Annotated in this window: 16 protein-coding genes, 1 tRNA gene and 1 other RNA gene; 3 read left to right on the top strand and 15 right to left on the bottom strand. The window is 24.5% G+C overall.

What is annotated here, in order from left to right; all coding sequences use genetic code 11:
- Nucleotides 1-6 precede the first annotated feature (6 nt).
- Complete coding sequence (locus CKSOR_RS00770; RefSeq protein ID WP_108673708.1) at nucleotides 7-891, top strand: SDR family oxidoreductase; 885 nt, start codon at nucleotides 7-9, stop codon at nucleotides 889-891.
- 98 nt (nucleotides 892-989) lie between these two features.
- On the opposite strand, the gene CKSOR_RS00765 is transcribed toward CKSOR_RS00770, so the two are convergent.
- The 6 genes from CKSOR_RS00765 to CKSOR_RS00740 all read right to left on the bottom strand — a co-directional run bounded on the left by CKSOR_RS00765 (nucleotide 990) and on the right by CKSOR_RS00740 (nucleotide 8,102).
- A tRNA-Pro gene (locus CKSOR_RS00765) sits at nucleotides 990-1,066 on the bottom strand.
- A gap of 48 nt (nucleotides 1,067-1,114) precedes the next feature.
- Nucleotides 1,115-3,199, bottom strand: a complete 2,085-nt coding sequence (gene ppk1, locus CKSOR_RS00760) for a polyphosphate kinase 1 (protein ID WP_108673707.1) — start codon at nucleotides 3,197-3,199, stop codon at nucleotides 1,115-1,117.
- A gap of 113 nt (nucleotides 3,200-3,312) precedes the next feature.
- Entirely contained in the window at nucleotides 3,313-4,647 is a 1,335-nt protein-coding gene (gene glmM / locus CKSOR_RS00755; RefSeq protein ID WP_108673706.1) for a phosphoglucosamine mutase, read from the bottom strand.
- A gap of 6 nt (nucleotides 4,648-4,653) precedes the next feature.
- The gene (gene folP / locus CKSOR_RS00750) at nucleotides 4,654-5,490 is read right to left on the bottom strand and encodes a dihydropteroate synthase (RefSeq protein ID WP_108673705.1); all 837 of its coding nucleotides are present in this window, start codon (nucleotides 5,488-5,490) and stop codon (nucleotides 4,654-4,656) included.
- Entirely contained in the window at nucleotides 5,480-7,288 is a 1,809-nt protein-coding gene (ftsH, locus tag CKSOR_RS00745; RefSeq protein ID WP_108673704.1) for an ATP-dependent zinc metalloprotease FtsH, read from the bottom strand. Before ftsH ends, folP begins: the two co-directional genes overlap by 11 nt.
- Before the next feature lie 184 nt (nucleotides 7,289-7,472).
- The gene (locus CKSOR_RS00740) at nucleotides 7,473-8,102 is read right to left on the bottom strand and encodes an RlmE family RNA methyltransferase (protein ID WP_108674209.1); all 630 of its coding nucleotides are present in this window, start codon (nucleotides 8,100-8,102) and stop codon (nucleotides 7,473-7,475) included.
- Nucleotides 8,103-8,118: 16 nt separating this feature from the next.
- Here CKSOR_RS00740 and CKSOR_RS00735 point away from each other — a divergent pair, with 16 nt between their 5' ends.
- Nucleotides 8,119-8,403: a YhbY family RNA-binding protein gene (locus tag CKSOR_RS00735; protein WP_108673703.1), complete on the top strand. Its 285-nt coding sequence runs from the start codon at nucleotides 8,119-8,121 to the stop codon at nucleotides 8,401-8,403.
- A gap of 8 nt (nucleotides 8,404-8,411) precedes the next feature.
- Here the strand turns inward: CKSOR_RS00735 and greA are convergent, their stop codons facing one another.
- From greA to carA, 3 genes are all read right to left on the bottom strand, one after another.
- Nucleotides 8,412-8,888, bottom strand: coding sequence for a transcription elongation factor GreA (gene greA, locus CKSOR_RS00730; protein WP_108673702.1), 477 nt, complete (start codon nucleotides 8,886-8,888; stop codon nucleotides 8,412-8,414).
- Between the two features lie 155 nt (nucleotides 8,889-9,043).
- Nucleotides 9,044-12,286, bottom strand: coding sequence for a carbamoyl-phosphate synthase large subunit (carB, locus tag CKSOR_RS00725; RefSeq protein ID WP_108673701.1), 3,243 nt, complete (start codon nucleotides 12,284-12,286; stop codon nucleotides 9,044-9,046).
- Nucleotides 12,279-13,454 (bottom strand): glutamine-hydrolyzing carbamoyl-phosphate synthase small subunit, encoded by a 1,176-nt coding sequence (gene carA / locus CKSOR_RS00720; protein WP_108673700.1) that lies wholly within the window; start codon nucleotides 13,452-13,454, stop codon nucleotides 12,279-12,281. Before carA ends, carB begins: the two co-directional genes overlap by 8 nt.
- Nucleotides 13,455-13,739: 285 nt before the next feature.
- On the opposite strand from carA, the gene tal reads away from it, so the two are divergent.
- A complete protein-coding gene (gene tal / locus CKSOR_RS00715; protein ID WP_108673699.1) occupies nucleotides 13,740-14,675 on the top strand; it encodes a transaldolase in 936 nt (311 codons plus the stop codon).
- A 25-nt stretch (nucleotides 14,676-14,700) separates the two neighbouring features.
- On the opposite strand, the gene recR is transcribed toward tal, so the two are convergent.
- The 6 genes from recR to CKSOR_RS00685 form a co-directional block, all read right to left on the bottom strand.
- Nucleotides 14,701-15,327 carry a recombination mediator RecR gene (recR, locus tag CKSOR_RS00710; RefSeq protein WP_108673698.1) on the bottom strand — a complete coding sequence of 209 codons (627 nt, stop codon included), beginning with the start codon at nucleotides 15,325-15,327 and terminating at the stop codon, nucleotides 14,701-14,703.
- A 40-nt stretch (nucleotides 15,328-15,367) separates the two neighbouring features.
- Entirely contained in the window at nucleotides 15,368-15,694 is a 327-nt protein-coding gene (locus tag CKSOR_RS00705; protein ID WP_108673697.1) for a YbaB/EbfC family nucleoid-associated protein, read from the bottom strand.
- Between the two features lie 30 nt (nucleotides 15,695-15,724).
- Complete coding sequence (gene dnaX, locus CKSOR_RS00700; RefSeq protein ID WP_108673696.1) at nucleotides 15,725-17,284, bottom strand: DNA polymerase III subunit gamma/tau; 1,560 nt, start codon at nucleotides 17,282-17,284, stop codon at nucleotides 15,725-15,727.
- A gap of 52 nt (nucleotides 17,285-17,336) precedes the next feature.
- An RNA gene (ffs, locus tag CKSOR_RS00695) (signal recognition particle sRNA small type) lies at nucleotides 17,337-17,433 on the bottom strand.
- Between the two features lie 46 nt (nucleotides 17,434-17,479).
- Nucleotides 17,480-20,872, bottom strand: a complete 3,393-nt coding sequence (locus tag CKSOR_RS00690; protein WP_108673695.1) for a UvrD-helicase domain-containing protein — start codon at nucleotides 20,870-20,872, stop codon at nucleotides 17,480-17,482.
- 1 nt (nucleotide 20,873) lies between these two features.
- Nucleotides 20,874-23,444 (bottom strand): PD-(D/E)XK nuclease family protein, encoded by a 2,571-nt coding sequence (locus CKSOR_RS00685; protein ID WP_108673694.1) that lies wholly within the window; start codon nucleotides 23,442-23,444, stop codon nucleotides 20,874-20,876.
- Between the last annotated feature and the right edge of the window lie 21 nt (nucleotides 23,445-23,465).

Below are 23,465 nucleotides of genomic sequence, written 5' to 3'. Positions count from 1 at the left end.
TATAGCATGAAAATATTATTAATAGGTAGTAATGGAAGATTAGGAAAAGCATTAAAATATAAAATAAAAAAATTAAATGTTAATATAGTACAAATTAATAGAAAAGATATTAATTTATATTATGCTAAAAACTTAATTGAAAAATTAAATATTATTAAACCAGATATCATTATAAATGCTGCTGCATTTACTAATGTAGATCAAGCAGAATTATCACCTAAATATGTATTTATGCTAAATACATATTTAGTATCAATTCTTGCTAAATATTCATATGAAAATGGTATTTTAATCATTCATTATTCAACAAATTATGTATTTGATGGTAACAAAAAAGATTTATATAATGAAAATGATAGGACAAACCCTATTAATATTTATGGATATTCCAAATATTTAAGTGAAAATAATATTTTTATTAGTAAATCTAAATATTTAATTTTTCGCTTTGGATGGTTAATATCTAATTATAAAAATAATTTAGTTACTAATATAATAAATTCTCTCTTAACAGATAAAATTTTAAGCATTAATTATAATCAAATTATTGTTCCAACACATGTAGATATTATAGTTGATATTACAATTATATTTATTATTTATTACATTAATAATATAAATATTAATATAGGTTTATATCATATAAGCCCATTAGGTAGAGTTAATATATATAATTTATCTTGTTATATATTAGATTATATGAATTTTTTAGATATTAAAACTAAAATTGATAAAAACAATATTATTATTAATAATAACAATAAAATTAATTTAAGGCCCTATAATGCATGTCTAAATTCTTCAAAAATAAAAAAATTATTAAGAATAAACATACCTCATTGGAAAATTGGTGTTAATAAAGTTATTAATCAATTTTTTAAATCATATTAATTAAATTTTTTTAGATAAAAGAGAGTAATAATAATAGGTTATTTAATCAATTATAAAATAATATTAAATAATCATATTTATATCAAATAAAATTTGTATGGTCGGGGTGGTGGGATTCGAACTCACGACCCTCTGCTCCCAAAGCAGATGCGCTACCAGGCTGCGCTACACCCCGATAAGAATTATTATATATCTTATAAATCAAAACGTCAAAGATAATTAATTATATATGAAAATTAATTTCATTATCAAGATAGTTTTGTACATTAAATTTTGAATCGATATTTTTTATTTTTATATAATTACCATCTATTTGCTCCCAGGATAATTGATTATCTTGAAATGCATATATAAAAGCTTCTTGAATTATTCTTTTTTTTAAAATTTTATCATAAATTGGAAAAGCAATTTCTACCCTACGAAATAAATTTCTATCCATCCAATCTGCAGAAGAAAGATATACTATTTCTTCTCCAGCAGAGTAAAAATAAAATACTCTTGAATGTTCTAAATATTTTCCAATAATAGATCTAACTCTAATATTATCAGATAAATTTGGAACACCAGCACGTAAAGCACATGCTCCCCTAACTATTAAATCTATTTTCACTCCTGCTTGACTAGCAGTATATAATTCCTTTATTATGCCTGGTTCTAATAAAGCATTCATTTTTGCCATAATAATAGCTTTTTTTCCTTTAATAGCTTCTAATGATTCTCTTTTAATATGTGCTATCATTGCATCTCGTAATGTAAATGGAGATTGCAATAAAGATTGCATTGATAAACGAGCACTAAATCCTGTTAATTGTAAAAAAATTTTATCTATATCATTAGCAATTTTTTCATTAGCAGTGATTAAACCAAAGTCTGTATAACAACTAGCTGTATAAGAATGGTAATTACCTGTGCTAATATGAACATATTTTTTTATTTTATTTTTTTCACGCCTTACAATCATTGCCATTTTTGCGTGAACTTTATAAGCAACTACTCCGTATATAACATGTGCTCCTACTTCTTCTAAACGAGCAGCCCAATTAATATTAGTTTGTTCATCAAATCTAGCCATTAATTCTAATATCACAGTTACTTCTTTACCCATTTTAGCAGCATATAAGAGTATTTTCATTAACTCTGAATCTTCTCCTGTTCTATATATTGTTTGCTTTATTACAACAACATTAGGATCATAAGCGGCAGATGCTAAAAAATCTAATACCGTTTGAAATGATTGATAAGGATGATGTAATAAAATATCTTGTTTAGATATTTTTTCAAATATAGTTTCAATTTTATGAGAATTTCTATTAAATATATCTGTAATAGATATCAAATTATTTTGATTAATATTATTTTTATTACGCACAAAATTATATATTGGCATTAATCTTGCAATATTTACTGGACCTTTAACTCTATAAGTAACATTTTCTGACAAAGAAAATTCGCGCTGTAATAATTTTTCAAATTCTTTTGGAGTATCTTCATCTATTTCAAGTCTTACAGCTGCGCCAAAATTACGTTGAGATAATTCTCCTTGTAACGCTTCTCTTAAATCAATCATTTCTTCTTCATCTACAAATAAATTACTATTTCTTGTCACTCTCCATTGATAACATCTATTTACATTTAACCCAATAAATAATTTGTTAACAAATGTTTTTAATATAGAAGTAGTTAATACAAATAATGTTTTTTTATTAGATAAATTTGATGGTATTTGCATTAATGTTGGTAACACATTTGGAGCTTGTATAATTGCTACAGATGATAAACGATTAAAAGCATCATTTGCTCCAGATAATGAAATAATAAAGTTTAAACTTTTATTATACACCCTAGGAAAAGGATGCGAAGGATCTAATCCAATAGGTGTTAATAGTGGCATTATATCGTTTTCGAATATAGACATTGCCCAATCATATTGATCTTTATTCCACATTTTAGGAGATAAAAGAAAGATATTTTCTTTTTCTAATTCGGGCAATATTTGATTATTTAATAATGAATACTGTTTGTTACATATTTCATGCGTTAATTTCATTACTTTTTTGATAATATCAAATAAAGTAAATCCATCATATCTTTCAATAAGAAAATCTTGTCTATACTGTTGTTCTTTCAAACTAGGGAATCTTACTTCAAAAAATTCATCTAAATTAGATGAAACAATACATAAAAATCTAAGGCGTTCAATTATAGATATATTTTTATCTTCAACCATAGACATAATTCTTTCATTAAAATTTAGCAAAGAAATATCTCTATTTAATAATAATGGTTTATTAGAAATATCTTTTATCATAAATTACATTAAATAACAGTAAAATTGAAAATTAATAATATTAAATATATTTAAATTAAAAATCTTAAAAATATTTTGATATATTTGTATATTATTAGAAATTTTTTGATAATTTAATCAAATATTGATTTTAGTTCTTGAATACAAGATAAAGCAAGATTTTTATCAGCAGCTTCAACCATTAAACGTAGTTTTGGTTCTGTCCCTGAATTACGTATTAATACTCTACCTCTATTTGACAATTTTTTCTCTATTTCTTGTTTTTTTATAAGAATTTTATTATTTTTTTCCCAAGAATATTGATAATTCCACGGAACATTTACAATATATTGTGGATACATATATAAATCTTTTATGAAAGAAGATATTGACTGATTATGTCTAATAATAGCAGCTAAAATTTGTAAAGAAGAAATAATACCATCACCAGTAGAATGTCTATCTAAACAAATTAAATGTCCAGAATTTTCACCACCATATAAACAATTATATAATTTCATTGTTTCTATAACATTTCTATCTCCAACATTTGTTCTATAAAATTTGATATGCAGTTTATGCATTTGTTTTTCAAAACCATAATTTGTCATTAATGTACCTACAACACCATTGACAATATTATATGATAAACGATCTATTACAATAGAATATAATAACTCATCACCATTAAATATTCTGCCATTACTATCTATCATTAAAACTCTATCAGCATCACCATCAAATGCTATTCCTAAATCTGCTTTTTTAGATATTACTACTTGTTTTAATGTATCTGGAAATATTGAACCAATTTTATCATTAATATTTTTTCCATTTGGATTAGATCCAATTGCAAAGACATTAGCTCCCAATGCATTAAAAATATATGGTGCTATTTTATAAGCAGAACCATTAGCAGAATCAATAACAAGTTTTATACCTTTAAGACTTATATTGTTAGGGAAAGTACTTTTGCAAAAATCAATATATTTCTCTTCGATATTACTTATTTTAGTTACTATACCTTTTTTTGAATATAAAATAACTGGATTAGAAATTTCTTTTTCAATAGCTGCTTCCATATGTAAACTTAATTTACTACCATTTCCTGAAAAAAATTTAATACCATTATCAAGATAATGATTATGAGAAGCACTTATAACTATACCAGCCGAAAAATTAGATATATATGATATATATGCTATTGCTGATGTTGGAATTACACCAGCCAAGAAAACATCTACATTAGCAGATATAAGACCTTCTACTATAGAATTTTCAAGCATATCAGAAGATATTCTTGTATCTTTTCCTATAACTACTTTTACTTTATTATGTGGATTACAATTTGTATTATTTAGTACTACACCGAATGCATAGCCAAGTTTAAAAATAAAATCTGTATTAATTAAATCTCCTCCAACTTGTCCTCTGATTCCATCAGTACCAAAATAATTCATTTTGCTCATATATAATTAACCAATTTTTCCTATTTTTTCCCAAATTTTTAAAGCACTAATAGTTGCACTAACATCATGTACTCTAATAATAGATGCACCATTTAATACACAAGCTAATGCAGCTGATATACTACCTGATAATCTATTTATAGTTTCTTTACCAACAATATTACTAATCATAGATTTTCTAGATAAACCAGCAAGAATTGGAAATTCTTGATTTAAATAGTTTAAATTTTTGATAATTTTATAATTATCATCTAAAGTTTTACCAAATCCAAATCCAGGATCTTGTAATATTCTATTTTTTGATATACCTGATTTAGTTAAATTTTTTATTATATTATTAAGAAAATTATTAATATCTTCTATTAAATTATTATATTTAGGATCATGTTGCATATAAGAAGGTTCACCTTGCATATGTACAACACACAATCCACAATTATAATTATTAACAATTTCTATAGCACCAGGTATTCTAAAAGCATATACGTCATTTATTAGATCTACACCAGCATCTAATACTTTTTTCATTACTGATGGTTTATATGTATCTATTGATATTGGTATATCTAAATTTTTCAATGATTCAATTACAGGTAATAATCTAGCTATTTCTATTTCTGAACTAACTTTATTAGCTCCTGGCCTAGTAGATTCAGCACCAATATCTAAAATATCTACACCTTCTGCAATTAATTTTTTAGCATGAACAATAGCATTATCAACATCAATATATAAACCACCATCCGAAAAAGAATCAATAGTGACATTTACAATACCCATTACAACTGGTTTAGATGCTAAATCTATTTCAAAACGCCCACAAATAAATTTTCTATTTCTCATTTTTTAAAATATTACCTGCAATAATATCATCTATCTGTTGTGCATCAATAGTTTCTAATTCTAATAAATACATAGCCATTTTTTCAACAATTTCTTTATTATTTTCTATAATATTAAGTGCTATAGCATATTGAGTATCTATTATTTTCCTAACTTCATTATCTATTTTTTGTATAGTATAATCAGAAATATGTACAGTTTTAGTAACACTACGACCTAAAAAAACTTCACCTTCATTATCTGTATATATCATTGGTCCTAATTCATCAGACATTCCATAACGAGTAACTATATCTCTAGCAATAGAAGTAGCTTTTTCAAAATCATTAGATGCACCAGTAGTTTGTTGCTTCATAAAAATTTCTTCAGCAATACGACCACCAAAAAGCACGGAAATAGTATTTAATAAACGTTCTTTATCCATACTATAACGATCTCTTTCTGGTAATTGCATAGTTACACCTAAAGCTAACCCTCTTGGAATAATTGTAACTTTATGAACAGGATCGGTTTTATTTAACATTTTAGCAACTATAGCATGTCCAGATTCATGATAAGCAGTATTTTTTCTCTCATCATCAGGCATAACTATAGATTTTCTTTCAGGACCCATAATTAATTTATCTTTAGCTTTTTCAAAATCTTGCATATCTACTGTAAAAGCATTACGACGAGCTGCAAATAAAGCAGCTTCATTCACTAAATTTGATAAATCAGCTCCAGAAAATCCTGGAGTACCTCTAGCTAGTATATTAATATTAGTATTTTCAGATAATGGTACTTTACGTATATGAACTTTTAAAATTTGTTCACGGCCTTTAATATCTGGTAAAGGCACTACAACTTGCCTGTCAAATCTACCAGGCCTTAATAAGGCTGGATCTAAAACATCTGGTCTATTTGTAGCAGCAATTACTATAACTCCTTGTCCAGGATCAAATCCATCCATTTCTACTAACATTTGATTTAATGTTTGCTCTCTTTCATCATTTCCACCACCTAATCCAGCACCTCTTTGACGGCCAACAGCATCAATTTCATCTATAAAAATAATACATGGCGCATGCTTTTTAGCATTTTCAAACATATCTCTTACTCTCGAAGCTCCAACACCAACAAACATTTCTACAAAATCTGATCCTGATATATGAAAAAAAGGTACTTTAGCTTCACCAGCTATTGCTCTAGCTAATAAAGTTTTACCTGTTCCTGGTGATCCCATTAATAATACACCTTTTGGTATTCTTCCTCCTAATTTTTCAAATTTACTAGGATCTCGTAAAAAATCTACTAATTCACGTACTTCTTCTTTTGCTTCATCACATCCAGCAACATCAGCAAACGATGTATTATTTTTTGCAGTATCTATCATTTTGGCACGAGATTTACCAAAACTAAAAGCTCCACCTTTACCACCACCTTGCAATTGTTTCATAAAAAATATCCATACTCCAATTAACAATAGCATTGGAAACCATGAAACAAAAACACTTATTAAAAATGAAGGTTCTTCTCTAGGTTTACCAGAAATTTGAACTCCATACTTCATTAAATCAGAAACCATCCAAATATCTCCAGGTGATGTTAAAGAATAAGGAAGGCCTTGATTTGGGATGACTTTAATATTATCACCTTGTATATCTACTCTTCTAATTCGTCCAGATTTAGCATCATCCATAAATTGTGTATATGTATATCTTTCACTATGTCTTGGTCGGTAATCAAAATTTTTAAAAATTGTAAAAAGACCTATAGCTACTAGTAACCATACCATAATTTTTGATAAATTATTATTCAAAACTCAGCTCCTGCTTTTGATTTTTTATAAATTTTATTAAAACAAAATTTTTACCAATAATATTTAATATTTGTTTAAAATAAACAAATGATATTTATATAATTTTTTTCTTTAAAAAAAATTATATTTAATAATTATAAACAATTATAAATTAATATTTATATTCTAAAATAATTAAAAATAATTATTTTAGAAATTTAGCTACAATAAAAACTTCAGATGAACTAGATCTAGATGCCTTGGGTTTTCGTTCTACAACTACTTTAAAATGTAATTTAAATAGTTGCATAATTTGTGAAAAACCACTGCCATGAAATGTTTTTAATACAATAAATCCATCTTTAGAAAGATATTTCTTAGCAAATTCAAATACTAAATTAGCAATATCTATAATTCTCACATTATCTACAGTAGGTATTCCTGATAAATTAGGAGACATATCAGAAAAAATAAATTTTATTTTGTTCAATCCAATTTTTTTACTTAATTCAATTTCAACATTTTTATCACGAAAATCACCTTGTAAAAAATCAACACCATCTATAGATTCCATTGGCAATAAATCTAGTGCTATAATTTTGTTTTTGATATGTTTATTATTAATAAATTTTTTACATATAACTTGTGACCAACTACCTGGAGATGATCCTAAATCTATAATGTATCCATCAGATATTTCTATTTTTTCTATATCTAAGATTTCTAATAGTTTAAAGGCAGCTCTGGATCTATAACCCTCTTTATTTGCTAATTTAACATATGGATCATTTATATGTTTAAGTAACCACTTTTTAGAATTTTTTTTCAACATTATCACTCAATATAAAAATATGGACATAAATATAAATAACTCTAAACAAAAGAATCAACTGAAATCTAAATCACAAAAATTGAAACCTGTTGTAATAATAGGTATAAAAGGTTTGACAACAGAAGTTATAAAAGAAATTGATGTAGCATTATCTGCTCATAACATTATAAAAATACGTTTTTTAGAAAAAAATAAAAATACATATAAAATTATAATTTCTGAAATATGCAATCACTTATCATGCTCACATGTATATTCAATAGGTAATATAGTTATTTTATATAGAAAACCTAAAATATCTTAAAAAATGATTTATTTATAAGATATTTCCAATATCTCATACTCATGAATACCTGATGGAGCATCAACTGATGCTATATCTCCAACTCGTTTTCCAATAAGTGCTCTAGCTAGTGGACTAGATACTGATATTAAATTAGATTTAATATCTGATTCTGCATTTCCAACGATTTGGTAAGAAGTAATTTCACCTGAAGAAATTTCTTCAATTTTTATAAAAGCACCAAATACTATACGATCTTCAGCATCAAGAGTCTTAGGATCTATAATATTTGCATTTGATAATATAGATTCTAATTCTGATATACGTCCTTCTATAAAGCTTTGTTTTTCACGAGCTACATCATATTCAGCATTTTCCGAAAGATCTCCATGAGACCTTGCTTCTGAAATTGCATTTATAATTTCAGGGCGCTTTATAGTTTTTAAATGATGTAATTCTTTTTTTAAACGTTCTGCTCCATTAACTGTTAAATAAATAGCAGACATGATTATCTCCTTTTTAATATTTTTTGTTATTTTATTAATTATAAAAATTAATAAAATAATAAAGCCCCGATTATCATCGGGGCAAATTTTTTAATTTTTAATAAATTTTTATATAATTAATTTATCAAAAATTTTTGCAAATTATTACTGATATTTTATGCCTTTAATGAAGATTCATGTACTTCTTGTAAAGAGTATACTTTAATGCCTTTCTGTTTTTTTAGATACACCATACCATCAACAGCTGCCTTTGCACCATTTATAGTTGTAAAAATAGTAATTTTTGATAAAACAGATTGTGTACGAATAAATTTAGAGTCACTAATAGCATTACGTTTTTCTTCTACAGTATTTATAACCATAGAAATCTCTCCATTTTTTAACATATCTATTACATTAGGTCTACCTTCATTAACCTTATTTATAATTCTAACAGGAATACCTAATTCTGCAATAATTTTTGCAGTACCTATAGTTGATATTATCTCAAACCCTAAATTATGCAAATGTAAAACTATATCTTTTATTTTTGGCTTATCTTGATTTTTAACACTAATAAATATTTTACCATTATTAGGTAATACAATACCTGCACCTAATTGAGCTTTTACAAAAGCTTCTGCAAAACTTAAACCAATACCCATAACTTCGCCAGTTGACTTCATTTCAGGACCTAATATACTATCAACACCTGGAAATTTTGCAAATGGAAAAACAGCTTCTTTTACAGAATAAAAATTTGGTGTTATTTCATTTACGATATTTTGAGATTTTAAACTTTGGCCTACCATAACTCTAGCAGCAACTTTAGCTAATTGTAACCCAGTAGCTTTAGAAACATATGGAATAGTACGAGAAGCTCTTGGATTAACTTCTAAAATATATATTACGTTATCTTGAATAGCAAATTGAACATTCATTAATCCTTTAACATTTAAAGCTTTAGCTAAGGAAGTAGTTTGTTTCTTGATATCTGATATAATTTTTTCTGATAAAGAATAAGGTGGTAAACTACATGCAGAGTCACCTGAATGTACACCTGCTTGTTCAATATGCTCCATTATGCCACCTATAAATACATCTTTCCCATCACAAATACAATCTACATCTACTTCAATAGCATTATTTAAAAAACTATCTAACAATACAGGAGAATCATTACTTACCTTAACCGCTTCACGCATATAACGTTCTAAATCATATCTTTCATGTACTATTTCCATAGCTCTACCACCTAATACATAGCTAGGACGTACAACCAATGGATAACCAATATTATCAGCAATAGATATTGCTTCTATTTCATTACGAGCAGTAGCATTTTTTGGTTGTAGTAATTTTATTTTATGTATAAGTTTTTGAAAGCGTTCTCTATCTTCTGCTATATCAATAGAATCAGGACTTGTTCCTATTATAGGTACACCATTTGCCTCTAATGCTCTTGCTAATTTCAAAGGAGTTTGTCCTCCATATTGAACAATAACACCATATGGTTGTTCTTTGTAAAAAATTTCTAAAACATTTTCTAATGATAAAGGCTCAAAATATAATCTATCTGATATATCGTAATCTGTTGATACTGTTTCAGGATTACAATTTATCATAATTGTTTCATATCCGTCTTCATGTAGAGCCATTGCTGCATGAACACAACAATAATCAAATTCAATACCTTGACCTATACGATTAGGACCACCACCTAAAATCATAATTTTCTTTTTATTAGATGGATCAGATTCGCATTCATCTTCATATGTTGAGTAGAGATATGCAGTGCTAGTAGAAAATTCTGCTGCACATGTATCAACTCTTTTATATACTGGTCTAATATTGAAATTATGCCTTAATTTACGAATTTCATTTTCAGATGAATCTAATAAATATGCCAATCTAGCATCAGAAAAACCTCTACGTTTTAATTCTAATAAAAGATCTTTATTTAAATCTGAAATATTTTTCAATTCTAGAGATAATTCTATATCCACAATTTCTTTTATTTGAGATAAAAACCAAGCATCTATCTTAGTATATTTATGCACATCTTCAATACTAAATCCTTGTGCAAATGCATCTCCAATATACCATATTCTTTCTGGACCAGGGGATCCTAATTCTAATTGTAATATTTCACGATCTATAGTTTTTTGATTTAATCCATCAACACCTACTTCTAAACTTCTAAGTGCTTTTTGAAAAGATTCTTGAAATGTTCTACCTATAGCCATAACTTCACCAACAGATTTCATTTGGGTAGTTAATTTAGAATCTGCTGTTACAAACTTTTCAAAAGCAAATCTAGGAATTTTAGTTACTATATAATCTATGGAAGGCTCAAAAGAGGCCGGCATAGTACCACCAGTAATATCATTACTTAGTTCATCTAATGTATAACCAATAGATAATAAAGCTGCAATTTTAGCTATTGGAAATCCAGTTGCTTTTGAGGCTAAAGCAGATGATCGTGAAACTCTAGGATTCATTTCAATTACAATCATTCTTCCATTAATTGGATTGACAGCAAATTGTACATTTGAACCACCAGTATCTACTCCAATTTCTCTTAAAACAGCAAATGAGGCATCTCTCATAATTTGATATTCTTTATCTGTCAAAGTTTGAGCAGGAGCAACTGTAATAGAATCACCAGTATGTATACCCATAGGATCTAAATTTTCTATAGAGCATACTATAATACAATTATCATTCTTATCACGAATAACTTCCATTTCAAATTCTTTCCAACCTAATAAAGACTCTTCAATCAATAACTCATGTGTTGGAGAAGCTTCTAACCCTCTGTTACATATTGTTTCAAATTCTTCTGAGTTATATGCAATACCGCCCCCTGATCCACCCATTGTAAAGCTGGGACGAATAACTATTGGAAAACCATTATTATTATTGTCAATAGCAATTTTTTTCTGTATTAACCAAGCTTCTTCTAAACTATGAGCAATATCAGATTTTGCTGACTGTAATCCTATAGAATCCATAGCTTTTTTAAATAATTGTCTATCTTCTGCTTTTTCTATTGCATTTGAATTAGCTCCAATTAGTTCTACATTATATTTTTTTAATACTCCATTACGAGATAAATCTAAAGCACAATTTAAAGCTGTTTGACCTCCCATAGTAGGTAATAAAGCATCTGGTCTTTCTTTTTCGATAATTTTTTCCAAAGATTGCCAATTTATAGGTTCAATATAAACTACATCAGCTGTTTCAGGATCAGTCATTATAGTAGCTGGATTACTATTAACTAATATAGTTTTATAATTTTCTTCTTTAAAAGCTTTACATGCTTGCACACCAGAATAGTCAAACTCACAAGCTTGTCCTATAACTATAGGTCCAGACCCAATTATTAATATACTATGCAAATCTTTACGTTTAGGCATTTTCATTCTCCTTAATCACGGTCTGAGACATTAATTTTATAAATTTATCAAATAAATGATGAATATCGTGAGGTCCAGGACTTCCTTCAGGATGGCCTTGAAAACAAAAAACAGGATGATCTATTAATTCCATACCCTGTAACGTATTATCAAATAATGAAATATGCGTAGGTCTTGCGTTTTTAGGTAATGTATCAATATCTACAGTAAAACCATGATTTTGGCTAGTAATAAAAACTTGACCAGTTGCTAAATCTTTGATAGGGTGATTAGCACCATGGTGTCCAGTTTTCATTTTGATTGTTTTAGCACCAATAGCTAAACTAATGATTTGATGCCCCAAACATATACCAAACAAAGGAATATTCATATTTATGAATTTTTTTGTAGCTTTTATAGCATATTCACATGTTTCTGGATCTCCTGGGCCATTAGACAAAAATATTCCATCTGGATTTAATTTAAGTACATCTTCTGCAGTAGTAGTTGCAGGCACTATAGTTAATTTACAACCACGATCTACTAATAAACGTAATATATTGCTTTTTACTCCAAAATCATACACAACAACATGAAATTTGATTTCTTTTTTCTTATTCTTGTCTATTTCAAAATTCCAAGAATTTTCATTCCATGTACTAATTCTTTTAGTAGAAACTTCTGTTGCTAACTCTTGACCTTTCATTCCAGCAAATTCTTTTGCTTTTTTAATAGCAAAATTTTCATCTGTGCCGACAAAGATACATGCACCTTGTGTACCTAATTCTCTTAATATTTTTGTTAATTTTCTTGTATCTATACCTGAAATTGCAATGATATTATTTCTTATTAAATAGCTTGATAAGGATTCATTAGACCTAAAATTAGAATACACATTAGGGTAATCTCTGATTACTAAACCAGAAATATGTACTTTGTTAGATTCAATATCCTCATTATTTACACCTGTATTACCAATATGTGGGTGAGTTAATGTTACGATTTGTCCAGAATAACTTGGATCAGTAGCAATTTCTTGATAACCAGTCATAGAAGTATTAAAAACTATTTCTGCTGTTACATAATTTGTCACTCCTATAGATATACCATAGAAAATAGTACCATTTGATAATGCCAAAATCGCTGGAGGTGATTTTTTAATTTTATCCAAAATATTATAATATTCCACAAAAGCTCCTTTGATTTAGATATAGAAAATATTTGAATATGTATATTTTTTTCAAATATATTAAATATATATATTTAAGAAAGTATTACTATTTGATATAAATAAACTAATAAGCATAATTATTTTAAACTAACAGTATATTAGTATTACTATTAGTATTATAATACATAAAATAATAGAAAATTATTTATAGCATAAATAATACTAACTTTGACTACAAAATTTGTTTCTTTCATTAAAACAACTCGTTTTCATACTCTTAAACACATACATTAGAGAAAAATTATGTTAAGTCAGCTTGATTCATTACGTAAATATACAACAATAGTTGCAGATACAGGTGATTTTAAAACGATTAAAGATTTAAAACCAACAGATGCTACTACTAATCCTTCTCTTATATTAAAAGCAGTACAACTTGAAGAATATAAACCAATAATAAAAAAAATTAAAAAAGATTATAAAAATGCAAGCATTTCTGAAATTTATGATCGCATAACAGTTGCATTTGGTTATGAAATATTACAAATTATACCAGGAAGAGTTTCTACTGAAATAGATGCTAGATTATCATTTGACATAAATAAAACAATTGAAAAAGCAAGATTTATTATTAAACAATATGAAAATCTAGGTATTTCAAGGGAAAGAGTATTAATAAAAATAGCCGCTACTTGGGAAGGTATAAAAGCTGCTAGTATTTTAGAATTAGAAAATATTAGATGTAATCTCACTCTTATTTTTTCTATAGAGCAGGCTATATTATGTGCAGAAGCTAAAGTAAAATTAATATCTCCATTTGTTGGTAGAATTTATGATTGGTATAAAAAACATTATGATTATCAACAGTATTCTATTGATCCTGGTGTACAGTTTGTAACTGATGTATTCAATTACTACAAATCGTATGATATTAAAACAGAAATTATGGGAGCTAGCTTCCGTAATACAAAACAAATAATTGCACTATGTGGGTGTGATTTACTTACAATTAGTCCTAATTTAATTTCAGAATTAAAAATTAATTACAATGATAATGATATAGAATTAGCTTTGGATAAAAATAAAGCAAAAAATCTTAAAATAAATAAATTAATTTTAAATGAACAGTCTTTTAGAACTAAAATGAATAATAATTGTATGGCATCTGATAAATTAAATGAAGGTATCAGATTGTTTATACAAGATACTATTAAGATGGAATCTATTATTGATAATTAAATAAAATCAATCACAAGATCTCTTATTATTTTGAGATCTTTGTTTTTTTTCTTTCAATAAAAGCCCAAGCAAGACTATTAGAATCAATATATTCTATTTCACTTCCAGATGGAATACCTCTAGATAATCTGCTAATTTGGATATTTTTATTAATAGATAAAATATCAGATAAATAATGAGCAGTAGTTTCTCCTTCAGCAGTAAAATTAGTAGCTATTATTACTTCTAAGATATTTTTATCTGTATTTGCTCTTTCTATTAAATGTTCGAAATTCAATTCTTTAGGTCCTATGCCATCTAGAGGAGATAGTTTTCCCATTAATACGTAATATAATCCATTAAAAATTTTACTAGATTCCAAAACGTTCATATCTGATGGTGTTTCTACTATACATAATATAGTATTATCCCTATCAGGATTACTACATATTTGACAAATTTGTTGACATGAAAAACTATTACATTTTATACATCTAATCAAATTTTTATTTGCATTTATTAATGCTTTTGACAAAATCTCTAATCCTTCAATATCATATTGAAGGAGGTGATATACCATACGACGTGCTGATTTTAATCCTATACCAGGTAAACGATTTAAGGCTTGTACAAGATCTACTAAATAATCAGGTTCAACAAATTTATTTTTCATAAATTTATCTAAAAATTAAATAAAGTTTAGTTTTAATGATTTAAAATGGAAATTTAAATCCAGGTGGTATTGGTAATCCTCCAGTAATTGAAGACATTTTTTCTTGAGATTTTAATTCTACTTTTTTTAAAGCATCATTTAGTGATGCTACTATCAAATCTTCTAAAATATCCTTATCTTCATTTAATAAACTTTCATCGATTTCGATTTTTTTTACATCATAATTACAACTAATTATAGTTTTAATTAATCCACCTCCAGATATGCCTTCAACTTGTAAATTTGATAGATCATCTTTTGCTTTTTGTAAATTATCTTGCATTTGTTGAGCTTGCTTCATGAAACCAGCAATTTGATTTTTCATAATATTTTATAATCCTTGTTATATTAAATAATGTTAATTTTTTATATTTTTGATACTATTGTCAACTATTTTACTATCTAATTTCAAAATTAAATTTTGAACATAATCATCTTCTAAAATAGATTTTTCAGCTTTTTTTAATAAATCATTTTCATTTTTTTTTTGAAGCAAAAATGAAGTCATTTGTGTTTTTCCAAAGCTGACCTTTAAAGTAATATTAGCATTAAAATATTGATTTAATGCTAATTCTAATTTTGCAATAGATTCTTTATTAACAAAGGTTTTCATTTCTGTCATTATATTAATAATTTCATTTTGGAAACTAATAAATTCACTTTGTTTAGCTAATTCTAAAGATAAACCATCTAAATTTAAATTATTAATTATATTAGGCCAATTGTTAATAGATAATTCATTAATATTTTTTTCTTCTATACCTGAATTAATATTATGTTCATTATTTAAAGATTTTATACTTAAATCATTTTCTAATTGATTCTGATTATTTTCTTTTAATATAGATAGCAATCTTAAACATATCATAATAAACCCAGAATATTCAGTAGGAGCAAATTTCAATTCATCTATACTATTAATTAAAATAGCATAAAATAACTGTATTAAATCATTATGCATATTATTTGCAAATAATTTCAAATCTTCTATTGAAAAAATGCTATCTTCAAAATTTGAAGATGTTTCTTTAAAAATAGCTATTTTAGTTATTAAAATTAAAAAATTAGACAATATTACATTAAATGAAAGAGATCTAACATTAATTTCATCACATAAATTTAAAATTGATTTAAGGTCATTTGATAAAATAAATTTTAATATCTTAACTATAACTTCATCTTCAGCAATTCCCAATAAATCATATACCATTTCTTTTGTTACCTTATTTGTACCAGCATATGATATTATTTGATCAGATATAGATAATGCATCTCTCAATGAACCATTAGCATTTTTTGAAATAATTTCTAATGACTCTGATTCGTATAGAATAGACTCATTATTAAAAATTTTAGATAAAAAATTAAATATTAATTTAATAGGAATTTTTTTAAGATTAAATTGTAAACATCTAGACAATATAGTAATAGGTATTTTATTAATTTCAGTAGTAGCTAATATAAATTTTACATATTCAGGTGGTTCTTCTAAAATTTTTAACATTGCATTAAATGCATGACCACTTAACATATGAACTTCATCTATTACATATATTTTATAACGACCAATACTAGGCAAATAAGTAATGTTATCTAATAACTTAGTCATTTCTTCAACTCCACGGTTCGATGCAGCATCTAATTCTATATAATCTATAAAACAACCTGCATCAATTTCTATACAAGAACGGCATTTTCCACATGGAATTGGACTAATATCAATTTCACAATTTAAAGATTTAGCTAATATTCTAGCAAAACTAGTTTTTCCTACACCTCTTGTCCCACTAAACAGCCAAGCATGATGGATTTTCTTAAGTATTAAAGAATTTGTTAGTGCTTGAACAACATGTTGTTGACCAATCACTTGATTAAAAAAGCGAGGACGCCATTTTCTAGCTAATGCTAAATAATTCATCTCGGAAAAATAGAAGAAAAAATCTAAAACTTATTTGAAGAAATATAAAATATAAGATGAGCCATACTTCATCACTAATTCATAAGATTATGGCTGCTTTGTTCCCAATCTGACCAGGTTCATCGTAGAATCATGAGAAGATGCTCATCATACATAATTTTAACAGAAATTTTAATATAAACCAATAATATTTATTTATAGTTTTATCCAAATATTAAAAGTTGGAATAAATATTGCAAATTTTACGCTATATTGTTTATATAACTCTTTTACTACTTTATAATAATCAAAGAATTCTGATTTATTTTTTTTATCAATTTCTTTTTGCAAAGATTTTAGATCTAATTTTTCAATAAAGTGAGTTATGTGATAATTAATTATCAGTAATTCATTATTTTCTTTATATAATAAAATATCTATTTTTATTAATTTTCCTGTATGATGCAAAAATGAAATATTATTTAAAAATTTAAAATTTGTTAATAATTGTTTCCAATATTTATTATTTATTGTATTAGACATTATTTTAGTAATTAAACAAGTATTATTATCTAAATCATTTGCTGAAAATATATTACTCCGAATTAAGTCTTTTTGTATATTTTGATATAAAGATTCAATTTTTAATATATTCCACATTTCAGGATTTTGTTCTATAATGTGCAACCATTTATGAGTTATAGAATCTATTTCTATATTAAATAAATTTTCATTCATGAAAATATTATTGTTTTTAAAAAAAATATCTTCATTTTTTTGCATTAAATATTTTATAGATTCAATACTAAATCTTGATATGTATGAATTATCTTCATATTTATCATCAATTTTATAATAATTATTATCATCTAAAAAATATTGATAATGTTCTAAACTTTCCCATAAAATATATAAAAAACTTTTTTTATTTGGTTTTTTAATTTTGTTATTTTTATCATAGTATATATTTCCTATAAAATATATACTATTTTTAGATCTTGTGCATGCTACATATACTAATCTATTAAGTTCATATTGATATTTTATTTCATCTCTTTTTTTTAAATATAAAAATATCGGATTTTGATATTTATCATCAATACTTTTAATAGAACTAAACAATGTTAAATTATCATAATAATTTTTATCAAACCTAAACAAAGGTTCTCTATCATTTATAGATGTTTTATGAATATCATATAGTATAACATTATCAAATTCTAATCCTTTAGATTTATGTATAGTCATTATTTCTATATAAAATTCATTATTATTTTTTTTAATTATTGATGAATAACTATTTTTTATTTGCTCTTCTATTAAATCTATATCAATATTATTATCTGTAGTAGTTTCATCTATAATTTGAAAAAAATTCTGAACATCTTGAGTTGTATCATTAAAATAAGCATATTGACCTCCCAATTGATTCCAAATTTTCATTAATTCATATGTAAAAGAGTTATAACTAAATTCATTTTTTATCATAGCATTTGCAATGTGCTTAATACGCAAATATTCATCTAATAGAATACCTTGACTTTGACATTGACAATATGTTTCTATTTCTATTTTGTTAATATCACATATACACATCTTTAACAAATTATTGTCATTTTGTATAAAAAACCAATCTCCTTTTAAAACAATAAATTTCATTATATATGGTATTGATAAATCATCATATATGCCAAATAATTTATGTAGAGTATTTAAACTTAAACCGCAAAAAGGAGATCTTAATAATGACAGCCATGCTAATCTATCACTAGGATGAAGTATAGCTTTTATTATTTGGAGTAAGTCAGAAATTACTGCTTTGCTATTTAAAGGAATAATATCAATTGCTTGATATGGAATATTTTCTTTATCAAAACGTTTAATTAAATTTAAAACATGATTACGTGATCTTACTAATAATACAGTTGAATTGTTTCTTTGCTTAGATTTTATAATTTTACGTATTAAATTAATAACTATATTTTCAGATTGTGTATTTTCTAGAGTATTATTGTTTTTAATAATATTAGGCAAAAATTTAACATGATTATTATCACCATATTCTTTATATGAAATAGATTTTTCATATAAAAATTGCCCTAATGTACTATCATTATTAGGCATTAATTTTTTAAAACAATTATTAATCCATTCAATTAAAAATTTGTTTGAACGAAAATTTAAATTTAATTTAAGATGAATCAATTTAATCTTATTTATCCCATTATTTTTTACATACGAAAATATACTTACATCTGCATTACGAAATTTATAAATAGATTGATTTGGATCACCTACTAAAAATAAAGTTTTTTTATCATTAACTTTCCATTCTAAAGTTAATGTTTCTAATAAATTTAGTTGATTATGACTTGTATCTTGAAATTCATCTATTAATATATGAGATATATTTAAATATTTTTTTATAAAAATATTATTATTAGAATTTTTTTTATTAAATAAATTTTTTAAATAAGAATATGTTAATTCTTCTATCTCTATAAAATCAATTTCTCCGTATTTTTGAAAATAAAATTTTAATTTCTGAATAGCTATTTTTAATACTTCAAATTGGTAATCTAAATAATCAGTTTTATTAAAATGAAAATTGTTTTCTAATATATCCCTAATTAAAATTAATCTAAATATCCAAGGAGAGTTTTTATCAATTTTTTTTAACCATTCTACAAAAATTGATTTATGTAAAGAATCAGAAGGAAACCCTAGCTTTTTATTAACTCCTGAAGCACTACGAATCTTATTAGCTTCTGTTAATATCAAAAAAGCAAAACTTTTCCAAAAAGGTAAATCATTTATAGTAGTTTTAAATTCACCATTCCAATTAATAAAATTCTCTAAAGGATTATTTACATTATTTTTTAAATAATTAGCTGCTGATGTAATAGCTTCTTTTACTTTAATATCCATATCACATATATTATGTTTAATAAAACATAAATCTAATTCGATACTTTTTATGAAAGAACTTTTTAATAAATTTTTTTTATATCCATTTTTTATCAAAGAAATCCATTGATCTCTTGTTTTTAGCATATAAATAATATGATGCTTAAATAATGATAAATTTAAATCTATATGTAATAATAATTTTCTAATAGACGCTTTCTGATCTATCATATTTAATATAGAATTAGCTACTTGAACATAATATTTATCAGGATAATTAGTAATTTTAATGTGAAAATTACTTTCGAAATAGATTTGTAATTTAGATAAAATATCTACACAAAATGCATCAAAAGTTTTTATTGATAATTTGCTTGTATTATTTAATAAATCCCAATTTAAAATTTTTGATCTTTGTAAAACTTTAAATGCCAAATTAGAACTATCATATTGACTTGCTGCTTGATTTAGTTTGAAAATGATACGTTCATGCATTTCAGATGCTGCTTTTTTAGTAAAAGTAATAGCTAATATTTCCTCAGGCGTATTTACTATAGTTAATAAAGACAAAATTCTATTTACTAATAATTCAGTTTTTCCAGAACCAGCAGGCGCCTGTATTAAAAATGATTTATATACATCTAAAGAGTGATTTCTATTATCAATATCCAATATCTGATCAAGATTATATGTTTTTAACATTTTATACTAAATTAGAGCGCAAAAATGGTAATATATCACAAAATTTTATGTCTTCAATATTGCTAAAATTGTTATTAGCATAACCATTAATAAAATCATCAGTTAATATTTGTAATGATTTATTCCATATCTTATTTATTTCTTCCCAAGAAATATTATTTTTAATAATATCATTTGGCAAAATATGTATACCATCAATAAATAGATTTAATTTAGAAAGACCATAATATTTGAAATTAAAAGGATAAATATGTGCAATAACAAATCCATTTATAGAGCCATTAAAATTTAAATTATTTAGTAAAGCAGAGTAAATTGGTAATTGTAAATTTCTTAATTTTTTACTAAACCAATCCTCTAATTTATAATTAAAAATTTTTCCTGTTTTGTAATCAATTATAATAAATTTATTATCATCAATTTCATCTACTCTATCTACAATTATATTAATTTGTAATCTTCCTTTAAAAAAAGTAAATTTTTTTTCTAAGGATGATATAGCAAAATTAGGTCTATTTGTTTCAAATAATAGCCATTTATACAATAAATTAAAAGAACGATATTTTTCTAATTCAATTAATTTTTTATTATAATTAAAAAATTCTAATTTTATTGACTTTTTGATAATAGCTTTTAATATATTATGTAATTTATTATTTTCAATAATTTTTTTTAAAGAAAATTGATTTTTTACTATAGACCAAAATAATTCTAATGATTTATGTATTATTTTGCCTCTAATATAAGCATAATTATTATTATTATAATTTTTAATTTTGTTAGCCTTTAATCTATATTTAACAAATGCCCACTGTGGATTACGAGCTTGTAATTCTAATATATCAATTCCTCCACTAAAAGTAGTATTATTATCAATTTCAGGGCCTTTATCATCTTTGAAATATTCTATATTTATATCTTGTGACTTGTTCTTAAAATTTGAAAAATTATTTTCTAAAAATTTTATATTGTCTATAAAAGTTAATGTTTTATTTTTGATAATTTCATTTGTTTTACAAAAACTTATTATTAAAATTTCTGTAGAATTTTTAATTTTTTCATATAATATATTTTCTGATAATAACTTATTATAAAAATTATCAGGTAAAAATGGATTTTTTGATTCAATAGGTAAATTTATATACCATACACCATCCCAACTAATATCTATACATTCTGATGGATCAAGAATATAAAAATTTGTTTTTCTTATATAATTATCATTTTTTGTATATATTTTTTTAGATACATTTTCTAAAATATCAATTAATTCATCTCCGTTTATAATACCTTTTATATTTGATAATATAAATAAATTATTTAATAACTGATTTATTTGTATTTGAATGAAGTATTCATTTGATTGCTCTCCTGGAAAGCCTATAGCTTTTAAAACTTCTATAATTGTTTTGATCCAATTATCGAGCTTTGTATGATTTTTAACAGCTTTCCATATCTTGAAAGCTGAAACAAGGTTTTTTTTTAAAGATCCATATTTATCTATATATACTAATAGTTCTTTTTTACTAAGATTATCATTTGTTAAGGTTCTAAATTCAATATCTAACAGAGAATAATTATAAAAATCTTTTTTATTATTAAAATAACATCCAGATAATAAAGCCTTACCATACAAAGATGGTTTATGCTGATTATAATAAACTGATCTATGTATAGCTTTTAACCAAAAAATAGCAGCTTTAACAAAATCAAAAAAAAATAAAGATTTTGATAAAGAAATATATACATTATTAATCGAATAACTATTTAATAATCTATTAATTAAATTTATATTTTTATCAATATTAGATGATACAATGGCAAATTTTTTTTTAGAATTTTCTAATAAATTATTTGATACCCATTTAATTGCAGTAGACCATTCATCTTCAAAATCAATAGCAATATATTTACGGTAATATTTTAAATTTTTACTATGAGTAACAATATATATATTAGTATTATTTATAGATAATGAATTTAAAAAGCAATTCAATCTAGGAGAAAATTGAAAAAAACCTATTAAAATTATATTGAATGGTAGTAAAATTTCAAATTTTGATAATGCTATTAATATTTTTTGAAATAATATATCAAAATCTTCTAATTCATTATTTTTTAAATATTTTCTATATTTTTTTAGTTTTTCTAGAAAAATATTATATTTCTGATTATTTTCTAGATATTCTATATTTAAATTCCATTCGTTGATTATATCATATGATTCTTTAGCAAAGGTTTCGAGTAATTTGAAATATTTAGATTTTTGTTTTGATAAAAGTATTTCTTGCCAAATTAAATTTTCTTCAACATCATTGAGTATTTTTTTTGAATTTACATTTTTAGAAGATATTTTTATATTATATTCATAATATAAATCATATATCCAATCTTTTAATGTTAATATTTTATATAATTTTATTGGTTTATCAATTTTTTTAGAATAGAATATAAATTCTTCATATGTTTTATTTTTAATAAAATTATTACTAACTAAAATTAAAGTTTCTTTAGATTCAAATTTGAAAATTTCGTATAATTCTAAATATTGGTAATTATTAATTTTTTTCATATTTCAATAATAAAACAGATA

Source organism: Candidatus Kinetoplastibacterium sorsogonicusi (genome assembly GCF_003072465.1).
Classification (GTDB): Bacteria; Pseudomonadota; Gammaproteobacteria; order Burkholderiales; family Burkholderiaceae_B; genus Kinetoplastidibacterium; species Kinetoplastidibacterium kentomonadis.
Note: the sequence above shows the minus strand (reverse complement) of the source record. Positions and strands in the feature narration are given on the sequence as shown.